This is a genomic window from Chryseobacterium sp. VD8, assembly GCF_037149975.1.
In the GTDB taxonomy this organism is placed as follows: Bacteria; Bacteroidota; Bacteroidia; order Flavobacteriales; family Weeksellaceae; genus Chryseobacterium; species Chryseobacterium indicum.
Map to the genome: position 1 here is coordinate 1 of NZ_JBBCQL010000159.1, position 10,709 is coordinate 10,709.

Annotated in this window: 13 protein-coding genes and 1 pseudogene; 8 read left to right on the top strand and 6 right to left on the bottom strand. The window is 37.4% G+C overall.

Annotated elements, in window-relative coordinates; all coding sequences use genetic code 11:
* The 6 genes from WFK35_RS15775 to WFK35_RS15800 form a co-directional block, all read right to left on the bottom strand.
* The coding region (locus WFK35_RS15775) for a hypothetical protein (protein WP_336733398.1) at positions 1–916 on the bottom strand (916 nt) is incomplete at its 3' end.
* Entirely contained in the window at positions 892–1,305 is a 414-nt protein-coding gene (locus tag WFK35_RS15780; RefSeq protein ID WP_336733399.1) for a hypothetical protein, read from the bottom strand. The genes WFK35_RS15780 and WFK35_RS15775, both read right to left, overlap by 25 nt.
* 345 nt (positions 1,306–1,650) lie before the next feature.
* Positions 1,651–2,451, bottom strand: coding sequence for a hypothetical protein (locus WFK35_RS15785; protein WP_336733400.1), 801 nt, complete (start codon positions 2,449–2,451; stop codon positions 1,651–1,653).
* 14 nt (positions 2,452–2,465) lie between these two features.
* A complete protein-coding gene (locus WFK35_RS15790) occupies positions 2,466–3,197 on the bottom strand; it encodes an MIP/aquaporin family protein (protein ID WP_235133037.1) in 732 nt (243 codons plus the stop codon).
* Positions 3,198–3,214: 17 nt separating this feature from the next.
* Complete coding sequence (gene glpK / locus WFK35_RS15795; protein ID WP_336733401.1) at positions 3,215–4,711, bottom strand: glycerol kinase GlpK; 1,497 nt, start codon at positions 4,709–4,711, stop codon at positions 3,215–3,217.
* A gap of 20 nt (positions 4,712–4,731) precedes the next feature.
* On the bottom strand, positions 4,732–6,321 hold the full coding sequence (locus WFK35_RS15800; protein WP_336733402.1) for a glycerol-3-phosphate dehydrogenase/oxidase: 1,590 nt from the start codon (positions 6,319–6,321) through the stop codon (positions 4,732–4,734).
* A gap of 116 nt (positions 6,322–6,437) precedes the next feature.
* On the opposite strand from WFK35_RS15800, the gene WFK35_RS15805 reads away from it, so the two are divergent.
* From WFK35_RS15805 to WFK35_RS15840, 8 genes and pseudogenes are all read left to right on the top strand, one after another.
* A complete protein-coding gene (locus WFK35_RS15805; protein WP_336716716.1) occupies positions 6,438–7,202 on the top strand; it encodes a DeoR/GlpR family DNA-binding transcription regulator in 765 nt (254 codons plus the stop codon).
* A gap of 249 nt (positions 7,203–7,451) precedes the next feature.
* Positions 7,452–8,078 (top strand): 50S ribosomal protein L3, encoded by a 627-nt coding sequence (gene rplC / locus WFK35_RS15810; RefSeq protein ID WP_076391854.1) that lies wholly within the window; start codon positions 7,452–7,454, stop codon positions 8,076–8,078.
* A complete protein-coding gene (gene rplD / locus WFK35_RS15815) occupies positions 8,069–8,698 on the top strand; it encodes a 50S ribosomal protein L4 (RefSeq protein WP_214588337.1) in 630 nt (209 codons plus the stop codon). The genes rplC and rplD overlap by 10 nt, the downstream gene beginning before the upstream one ends.
* Positions 8,699–8,701: 3 nt before the next feature.
* Positions 8,702–8,992 (top strand): 50S ribosomal protein L23, encoded by a 291-nt coding sequence (rplW, locus tag WFK35_RS15820; protein ID WP_042720941.1) that lies wholly within the window; start codon positions 8,702–8,704, stop codon positions 8,990–8,992.
* 21 nt (positions 8,993–9,013) lie between these two features.
* Entirely contained in the window at positions 9,014–9,835 is an 822-nt protein-coding gene (gene rplB / locus WFK35_RS15825) for a 50S ribosomal protein L2 (protein WP_027381305.1), read from the top strand.
* 2 nt (positions 9,836–9,837) lie between these two features.
* Positions 9,838–10,116 carry a 30S ribosomal protein S19 gene (rpsS, locus tag WFK35_RS15830; protein WP_002983209.1) on the top strand — a complete coding sequence of 93 codons (279 nt, stop codon included), beginning with the start codon at positions 9,838–9,840 and terminating at the stop codon, positions 10,114–10,116.
* Positions 10,117–10,118: 2 nt separating this feature from the next.
* The gene (rplV, locus tag WFK35_RS15835; RefSeq protein WP_050020604.1) at positions 10,119–10,517 is read left to right on the top strand and encodes a 50S ribosomal protein L22; all 399 of its coding nucleotides are present in this window, start codon (positions 10,119–10,121) and stop codon (positions 10,515–10,517) included.
* 8 nt (positions 10,518–10,525) lie between these two features.
* Positions 10,526–10,709: pseudogene (locus tag WFK35_RS15840) on the top strand (30S ribosomal protein S3); the annotation flags it as partial.

The window sequence follows — 10,709 nt, forward strand, 5'->3', positions numbered from 1 at the left end:
TACGGATGACTTCCTGAAGCTGCTCATCTGAAATCTCTTCAATTTTAATTCTGAAACCTTTGTTCAGATAACTTCCGAAATAAAATCCGTGCTTCTGTATTTCAATCTCTGTGTCAGATATTCGCTTGAAATCGGGGTTTTTAAGATCCTTTTCAGATAGAGCATTAATCAGTTTATGTTTTCCCAAATGATTGGTGACAATTCCCCACGAATAAATTGGTAAGGCAACCTCAATCTTTTTAACAGGATAATCTTCCAGTTTGGAAAGATAATTTTTCAGAGTATTAACATCAAGAATCGAATTTTTATCAGAATTTTCCAGCGGTGAAGAAGTGGAGTAGCACATGAGAAAAACCTGCTCAACCGGTGGAACTCCCATGATATTTTTATCTTTTACCTGATGAAGACGAAGCGTGCAGGTTACCGTTTTTTTTGAAACATCCTTTAATTTTTTCAGAAATTTAAAATAGTCATCACGGGTTCCTGCAGTCCAGTCGCAGTCAATTTGTATTTGATTGTCCGTTTTCAGCTGATATTCTGAAGACTTTTTTGTAATTAAATCATTAATGCTTGCTGCAAGAAACTGTATTTCCTCATTGGTGATGTTGAGAAAAGTCCGGTTTGTAATGAAAACCGTCGGAACAATATTTTTATCATAGCTGAAACTCTGATCTTTTGTAATAACTCCGACAGGCTGAAATTTCCCGTCCAATTTATCAACATCAAAAAAACGCGTATATAAATAAGGATCGGTTGCTTTTTGTAAAACGTCTTTCTCTGTTTTGTCTAAAGCCAAACGGGTTTTCCAGTAATAAAAAGTATATGGATGAGACTGTTTTTTACCACAGGAAACGGCGAGAAATAAAATTAACAGAAGTTGAGAGACTTTCATCATTGGTATAATATTCCTGAGCATTCGCAATTCGTTTTTTCCATTTCAGAAACTGGACAGCAATCGTCGGATCTTTTCACTTTTCCGTTTTCATCGGTCAGATAAATTTTTTCTTTATCAAATTTCACGTAAAATGTTTCATTATAGGTTTTAAAATAAACTTTCATCACTTTCGGATCATATTTTCCGGCATTGAATTCTTCCTGAGTTTCCGTTCCGTCTGCCTGATTGATCTGTACAAAACCGAAATACACATCGCCGTTATCTTTTATGTTGATATAATAGCTTGTTGTTCCGGAGCCATTTGTTCCATCTTCTATATTGAAATCTCTTTTCCCGAAAAACGGAACTTTCGACTGCGCCAATGAAAGTAAGGAGAAGAGAAAGAAGAATAGAAATAAAAGTTTTTTCACAAGTAAATTTTTCTCAAAATTAAAAATATCCTATCAAAAATTACACCGTAAAATCACGGTGATTACTTTTATGACAAGATTTTGTAAAGTTTAATTTTACTCTTCGTTTTACGTTTTATAAACGAAGTGCCATTGTCTATCTTTAAAATACTATATATTTAAAAATAATCTTTGTTTAACTTAGCGACTAAACGCAAAGAAAGACAAAGAAAATTCAAATTATTAACACCGTAGATTTAGATAAACAAAGGCATTTCCACTTATTTTCGAAAAACAAAGTTTTTTTAATAAAAACAAAAACCACCTCAAAAAGAGATGGTCTGTACATTACTAACAATTAATTTTCTAGAATACTGTTGCAGCAAGCTGAATTCTTGCGAACTTATTCGAAGGATTCCACATTGCCATCATGGAAACAGGCAGGCTGTAATGATCGGTAATTTTTACCGTTTTACTTGCCTTCACGCCTACATTTACAATATCAAAACTATTTTCTCTGTTTCCGTAAAGAAATCTTTTGTCATTTAAGGCAAATCCAGCTCCTACAAAAGCGTCAAGATTTACTTTTTTATCTTTAATAACAGGATAACTCGCCTGAATATATGTTGAATATTTATTCTTTTTATACGTTCCGTCAGATTCCAGAACCACTTCTCCTGCATTGGCTCCTCCATACAGCATAATGTCTGCTTCAATATTTAAAGGAAAAGTAGCACCAAATGTATAATTCGTTCTTAAATCAATAATATGCGCTGTTCTCCTGTTGGAATAATTAAAAATATCTTCCGAAGCCACCGCAGTGTTTATATTTCTTGAATTAAATAAATCCCACAATCCAATGTAAAATCTTCCGTTGGAAAACTGTACATAGTAATTGATTTCTTTATAATGTGTATTGTCTTTATCGTCCGTTAGTGCAGATGCGCCCCAAACTCCGACCTTCCATTTTTTTTCTTTATCCAGAGCGTAGGAAAGATTTCCCATGACGACTGGTTTATCGGTAATTATTAAACCTCTCCAAAGATGGTTATTCTGAATGTTTGCGGTAAAATCCAGTCTGCTTTCTTCCGCTGTTTCTTTATTTTCTTGGGCAAAAAGAGTTCCTGTACCTGATAAAATCAGGCATAAATAGATTAGTTTTTTCATAAAGTAAAGTTTTGTTAGCTCAGAATTCCGTGAAGTAACGCAGCAAGAGCAGCTCCAATGATTGGTCCTGCAATGGGAATCCATGCATAACTCCAGTCACTGCTTCCTTTTACCGGAAGAAGTGCATGCATAATTCTTGGTCCGAGATCTCTTGCCGGATTAATAGCGTAGCCTGTAGTTCCTCCTAAAGAAAGACCGATTGCCCAGACCAATAAAGTTACCGGTAAGGCCCCCACACTTCCTAATCCTATTTTTGCGGTCGGATCATTATTTAAAGTCATACTTGGATCTGCGAAATGAAAAATCACGAATACCAGAACGAAAGTTCCGATAATTTCGCTGATTAAATTGGAAACAGGTTTTCTGATGGCAGGTCCTGTACTGAAACATGCAAGTTTTGCCCCTTCATCTTCCGTAATGGCAAAATGATCTTTATTGAAAATCCAGACCAGAGATGCTCCCAACATTGCCCCGATCATTTCTCCGGCAATATAGGTAGGAACAAGATCCCATGAAAATTTTCCTGCGAAAGCCAATCCTAAAGTCACTGCGGGATTCAGGTGCGCGCCGCTTACGGGGCCTGCAACGGTTACCCCCACAAAAACTGCCAGAGCCCAGGCGGTGGTAATTACAATCCAGCCGGAATTGTTTCCTTTTGTTCCTTTCAAAACAACATTGGCAACTACGCCGTTTCCTAAAAGGATCATCAGCATTGTGCCGATTATTTCTGCTGTAAATGGAGTCATAGTTTTATTTTAAAAGGTTAATCTTCGATCCAGCTTTGAGAACGCTGTACCGCTTTTGTCCATGTTTTTACCATCTTTTCCACTTTTTCTTTTTCCAGTTGCGGGTGGAAATCTTTATCAATGATCCATTGAGACTGTATTTCATCAATATTTTTCCAGTATCCGACAGCAAGTCCGGCAAGATAAGCCGCTCCCAAAGCCGTTGTTTCCAGAGTTTTTGGTCTTGTAATCTTAAATCCGAATAAATCCGACTGAATCTGCATCAGCAAATCGCTTGCAGAAGCTCCGCCGTCTACTCTTAATTCTAAGCTTTCCGTTCCGGAATCAGCTTCCATTGCTTTTACAATATCATACACCTGAAAAGCAATACCTTCCAAAGTAGCTCTTGCGATATGTCCGTTCGTGGTTCCGCGGGTTACACCAACGATCGTTCCGCGGGCATACTGATCCCAGTGAGGAGCGCCTAATCCTGTTAATGCAGGAACAAAATACACACCGCCGTTATCTTCAACCGATTGTGCAAGTGTGTTTACTTCTTCCGCAGAATGAATTAGTTTTAAACCGTCTCTTAACCATTGAATGGCTGCTCCGCCCACAAAAACGCTTCCTTCCAGAGCATAATTCACTTCGCCATTAATTTTCCATGCAACGGTCGTCAGTAAATTATTTTTAGATAAAACAGCTTCTGTTCCTGTATTCATTAAAAGAAAGCAGCCTGTTCCGTAGGTATTTTTTACCATTCCCGGAGTCGTACACATCTGTCCGAATAATGCAGCCTGCTGATCTCCCGCAATTCCTGCAATCGGAATTTTTGTGGAGAATAATGTAGTGGCTGTTTCTCCGTAGATTTCGCTGCTTTGTTTCACATCCGGCAAAATCGATCTTGGAATATTGAAGAGTTCCAGTAAATCATCGTCCCATTCTAAAGTATGAATATTCAAAAGCATGGTTCTGCTTGCATTCGAAACATCGGTGATGAACATCTTTCCGCGCGTAAGTTTCCAGACAAGGAACGTGTCTACTGTTCCGAAACATAATTTTCCGGCTACTGCTTTTTCTCTTGCGCCTTCTACATTGTCTAAGATCCACTTCAGTTTTGTTGCTGAAAAATAAGCATCCAGTACAAGACCTGTTTTTTCTTTGATTTTCTCAGCATGTCCCTGTTCTTTTAATTCGTCACAATATTTGGAAGTTCTTCTGTCCTGCCATACAATGGCATTATACACAGGTTCTCCGGTTTGTTTATCCCATACAACGGTGGTTTCTCGCTGGTTGGTAATTCCGATGGCGGCAACTTCTCTTCCGGATATTCCGGCTTTGGCAATAACTTCTGCTGCTACGGAAACCTGAGAAGACCAGATTTCATTGGGATCGTGTTCTACCCAACCCGGTGTAGGAAAGATCTGTTCAAAACTTTTCTGAGAAACAAATTCAATTTCTCCGCTGTGATTGAATAAAATGGCTCTCGACGAAGTCGTACCTTGGTCCAGAGCGAGAATCAACTTTTCACTCATGCTGTAATCGTAAATTAAGGTTAAATGGATCTTGGAGAATAAGGAGTCAGTAAATATCCTTTCGCCAATTCGATAAATTCTCTTTCCTGTTCATCCGCCCATTCTGCAGAATGTCCGTTTTCTTTTACAATGATCTGTGCAATCTTGTGCGCGCTGTCGATTGCCGCTCTTGCATCTAAAAATAAAAGACGTACTCTTCGTGCTAAAATATCCTCAATGGTTTGTGCCATTTCGCTTCGTATTGCCCAGACTGCTTCTGCCATAGTGAAGGGATGATCAGGATGTATTTTTTCTGACAATTCAGGATTGTTCTGCTGTAGTTTTTTTATTTCCGGAATATCGGCTCCATACACATATAAATGATTCGTTCTGTCCACCGTTTCGGGTTTCACATTTCCATGTATCGAAAGATGTTCTGTTTTGGAAGTGGTTATTCCAAGGTTATGAACTTGCATGGCTTCATCAATCGTATCTTCCGCCATTTTACGGTATGTCGTCCATTTTCCTCCGATAATGGAGATAAGTCCCGTGTCTGAGGTAACGACTTTATGACTTCTGGAAACTTCTTTTGTGCTTTTGCTGCCGTCTTTCGGAGCTGCGAGAGGTCTGAGTCCTGCGAAAACAGATTTTACGTCTTCTCGGGTTGGCTTTATCGCTAAATATTGTCTTGCAGTATTCAGGACAAATTTAATTTCATCTTCCAAAGCTCTTGGCTCAAAACTTTCGTTTTCCAGTAACGTATCTGTTGTTCCTACCAAAGCTCTGTCGTGCCACGGAACGACAAATAAAACCCTTCCGTCTGAAGTTTTAGGAATCATGATGGCGTCATCACTTTTCAGAAACGATTTATCCAGAACCAAATGAATTCCCTGACTTGGAACGACAAATTTTCCGTGTTTCGGGTTATTCATATTTAAAATATCATTCGTGAAAACTCCGGTTGCATTGATAACAACTTTCGCTTTGATTTCGAATTGCTGTTTGGTAAACTGATCTTCAGCAACAACACCGATGATTTTATTGGAATCATTTTTAATCAAATTAATCACTTTTACGTAATTAACCGCTGTTCCGCCTTTTTCGATAATCGTCTGTGTTAAGTTGATCGCCAGTCTTGCATCATCAAACTGTCCGTCCTGATAAACCACTCCGCTTGCCAGACCTTTTTGTTCGATAGTCGGAAGTTTCTCTACGGTTTTTGATTTGCTAATGTATTTCGTTCTTCCCAAACTTAATTTTCCGGCAAGAAAATCGTAAACAGAAAGTCCTATTTTATAATAAATTCCTTCCCACCACGTATAATTGGGAATAATGAAAGACTGGTTTTTTACAACGTGAGCTGCATTTTTTGCCAGTAAACCTCTTTCTTTTAAAGCTTCTTTTACCAAGCCGATATCTCCCTGTGCTAAATATCTTACGCCGCCGTGTACCAGTTTTGTACTTCTGCTGGAAGTTGCTTTTGCAAAATCGTGAGATTCTAACAGTAACGTTTTAAATCCTCTGCTTGTTGCGTCCAGTGCCGAACCTAATCCACTCGCTCCTCCGCCAATGATGATAAAGTCCCATTCTTTAACGGTGGATAATTTGCTGAGTTCTTCGTTTCGTTTCATAATATTTCGTTATGTTTCGTTTTCAAAGTTATAAATTAAAAACGAAACTAAAAAAGAAAATAAATGAAATTTTTCGAATCAAAATAAAAATGGTATTTTTGAGAAAACGAAACATAATGGAGAAATTGCTTCCAAGGCATAATGATATTTTAAAGGAATTAGACGAAAAAGATCATATTCTGGTTCAGGATCTTTGTGAGAAATTCAATGTTTCGTCGGTTACGATCCGAAAGGATCTGAATTACCTTGAAAGTCTGGGATTGCTGTTCCGGAATCACGGAGGAGCAAGTAAGCAGGTGAGGTATGCGTACGAAAAAAATGTTGATGAAAAGGAAAATATCAATGTAGAGGCTAAAAAGAATATTGCGAAAGGTGCGCTTTCTCTGATTCAGGAGAACGACTGTATTATTCTGGCTTCAGGAACCACGATGCATTATCTTGCACGAATGCTGGTAAATTTTGGCCCATTAACAGTTCTTACTTCTTCTTTACGTGTTGCGATCGAGCTTTGCAATAATCCGAACATTAATATTATACAATTGGGAGGAGAGGTGAGAAAAAGTTCGACTTCTATTGTAGGTTCCATCTCTGAGACGATTCTGAAACATTTCTCGTGCAATAAATTATTTCTGGGAGTAGACGGAATCGATATGAATTTCGGGATTAGTACTTCCAATGCTGCGGAAGCTCATCTTAATCAACTGATGATTGAATGTTCGGACAAGGTGGTGATTCTTGCAGATTCTTCCAAGCTGAATAAAAAAGGTTTCGGAAAAATCGCAGATCTGGATAAGATCGACTTTCTGATTACAGATGGTGATATTTTAGAGGAGGATAAAAATAAGCTTGAAGAAATTGGCATCAGTGTTATTGTTAAATAAATTATTTCATTTTTAAATTTTTCATAATTCAAAAAAAATATCTCTGAAATTTAGCTCAAGTTTTCTCATAATTATCTAAATCACTAAAAATCAAAATATTTTACTGTAAATATTTGTCAGTTATAAAAATATTCATAAATTTGCACACTCATTTTAGGGGCGTAGTATGCCTATATTCAAAAGTAGAAATTACTTCAGACCTCCAAAAATGGTGATAAATAAAGGATAAATTTTATTATAACATAAACAATGTCAGGTATTATTGGTAAAAAAATCGGTATGACTTCTTTGTTTGACGAAGCAGGGAAAAATATTCCTTGTACAGTTATTCAGGCTGGTCCATGCTCGGTTTTACAGGTCAGAACCATTGAAAAAGACGGTTATAAGTCAGTTCAATTAGGTTTCGATGACAAGAGTGAGAAGAACGTTGGTAAAGCGTTAGCTGGTCATTTCAAAAAGGCTGGTTCTGCTCCTAAAGCTAAATTGGTAGAATTCTACAGAGAATTCGTTGATGAAGTAAAAGTAGGAGAAGAAGTAAAGGTAGACTTGTTCAACGAAGGAGAATTCGTAGATGTAACAGGTACTTCAAAAGGTAAAGGCTTCCAGGGTGTTGTTAAAAGACACGGATTTGGAGGTGTAATGCAGGCAACTCATGGTCAGCACAACAGACTTAGAGCTCCAGGTTCTATCGGTGCCGGATCTGACCCTTCAAGAGTATTCAAAGGGATGAGAATGGCTGGAAGAATGGGAGGTAAACAGGTAACTGTACAAAACCTTCAGGTATTAAAAGTGGATCAAGAACAAAATCTTTTAGTAGTAAAAGGTGCTGTTCCGGGAGCTAAAAATTCTTATGTAATTATCAGAAAATGGAACTAGTAGTATTAAATACATCAGGAAAAGAGACCGGAAGAAAAGTAACTCTAGACGAAACAGTATTCGGAATTGAGCCAAATCAGCACGCGGTTTACTTAGAAGTTAAACAGTACCTTGCTGCACAGAGACAAGGAACTCATAAAGCAAAAGAAAGAAGCGAAATTACTGCTTCTACTAAAAAACTTAAGAAGCAAAAAGGATCTGGTTCTGCTAGATATGGTGATATCAAATCTCCAACATTCAGAGGTGGAGGTAGAGTATTCGGTCCAAAACCAAGAGACTACAGATTCAAATTGAACAAAGCTCTTAAGAGATTAGCAAAAAAATCTGTTTTATCTCAGAAAATGAGAGACAACAGCATCAAAGTTTTAGAAGATATGAGCTTTGAAGCTCCTAAGACTAAAGATTTCATCAATGTATTAAACGCATTGGAACTTAACGGTAAAAAATCTTTATTCGTTCTTCCTGAAGCTAACAAGAATGTGTATTTATCTTCAAGAAACTTACCTAAAGCTAAAGTAATGAACTACAACGAGATCAGTTCTTACGATTTAGTAAACGCAGGTGAGATCGTATTCTTCGAAGGTGCAGTAGAAAAATTCCAGGAAAATTTAAAGAAATAAATCATGTCTATTATCATTAAACCAGTTATCTCAGAAAAGGCTAATTACCTTACAGATTTAAGAGGTTCTTATTCTTTCTTGGTAGACACTAAGGCGAATAAAATCCAGATTAAGAAAGCTGTAGAAGCGGCTTATGGTGTAAAAGTAGCAGACGTTAATACAATGATTTATGCTCCGAAGGTTTCTTCGAAATACACTAAAAAAGGTCTTCAAGTAGGAAAGACAAACAAATTGAAAAAAGCGGTAATCAAACTTGCTGAAGGTGAGGTTATCGATATTTTTGCTGTAAATTAATTATAATTATAAATAATAGTAATGTCTGTTAGAAAATTAAAACCTATCACCCCGGGACAGAGATTCAGAATTGTAAACAATTTTGAGGAAATTACTACTAACAAACCAGAGAAATCTCTAACAGTTGGTATTAAAAAGTCAGGTGGACGTAACCAAACAGGTAAAATGACCATGCGTTACACCGGAGGTGGACACAAAAAGAAATACAGAATTATTGACTTCAAAAGAAACAAAGCAAACGTTGAAGCAACTGTAAAATCTGTAGAATACGATCCAAACAGAACTGCATTTATCGCTTTATTAGAGTACGCAGACGGAGAGAAGAGATACATCATCGCTCCAAACGGTATCAAAGTAGACCAAAAAGTAGTTTCAGGTGAAAGCGTAGAGCCAAACGTAGGTAACGCAATGAAATTGAAAAATATTCCATTGGGTACTGTAATTTCTTGTGTTGAAATGAAGCCTGGTCAAGGTGCTATTTTAGCAAGAAGTGCTGGTTCTTCAGCGCAATTAACATCAAGAGACGGAAAATATGCAATCATTAAATTGCCTTCAGGAGAATCCAGAATGATCCTTACTGAATGTATGGCAATGATTGGATCTGTTTCTAACTCTGATCACCAATTAACTGTATCAGGTAAAGCTGGTAGAAGCAGATGGTTAGGTAGAAGACCAAGAACAAGAGCGGTAGTAATGAACCCTGTAGATCACCCAATGGGAGGTGGTGAAGGACGTTCTTCTGGAGGTCACCCAAGATCTAGAAACGGTAAACCGGCTAAAGGTTACAAAACTAGAAAGAAAAACAAAGTGTCTAACCGTTACATCGTATCTAAAAGAAAATAATTATGGCAAGATCACTTAAGAAAGGACCGTTCATTCATCACACTTTAGATAAGAAGGTTCAGGCAAATATAGAGTCTGGTAAGAAGACAGTTATCAAAACTTGGTCTAGAGCATCTATGATCTCTCCGGACTTCGTAGGACAAACTATTGCTGTACACAACGGGAAATCTTTTATCCCTGTATACGTTACAGAAAACATGGTTGGTCACAAGTTAGGCGAATTTTCTCCAACAAGATCTTTCAGAGGTCATGGTGGTAACAAAAACAAAGGAAGCAGATAATCATGGGATCAAGAAAACAAGATAGCGCAATCGCAAGAAAAGAAGCTAACAAAGACGTTGTTAAAGCTTCATTAAATAACTGCCCATCTTCTCCGAGAAAAATGAGATTAGTTGCTGATATCATTAGAGGAGAGCAAGTAGATAAAGCTCTTTATATCCTTAAATATTCTAAGAAAGAAGCTTCTAACAAATTAGAAAAATTACTTCTTTCTGCAATTGCTAACTGGCAAGTGAAAAACGAAGGGGCTGACATCGAGGAAGCAAACCTTATCGTTAAAGAAATATTCGTGGATAGTGCAAGACAATTGAAGAGACTAAGACCAGCTCCGCAAGGTAGAGGGTACAGAATCAGAAAAAGATCTAACCACGTTACATTAATCTTAGGTAATAAAGAAAACTAAATCAAGGTATGGGACAGAAGACAAATCCAATTGGTAACAGATTAGGTATCATCAGAGGATGGGATTCTAACTGGTTTGGCGGAAACGATTATGGAGACAGAATCGCGGAAGACTACAAAATCAGAAGATACCTTGAAGCTAGATTATCTAAAGGTGGGATTTCAAGAATTTATATTGAAAGAACATTAAAAT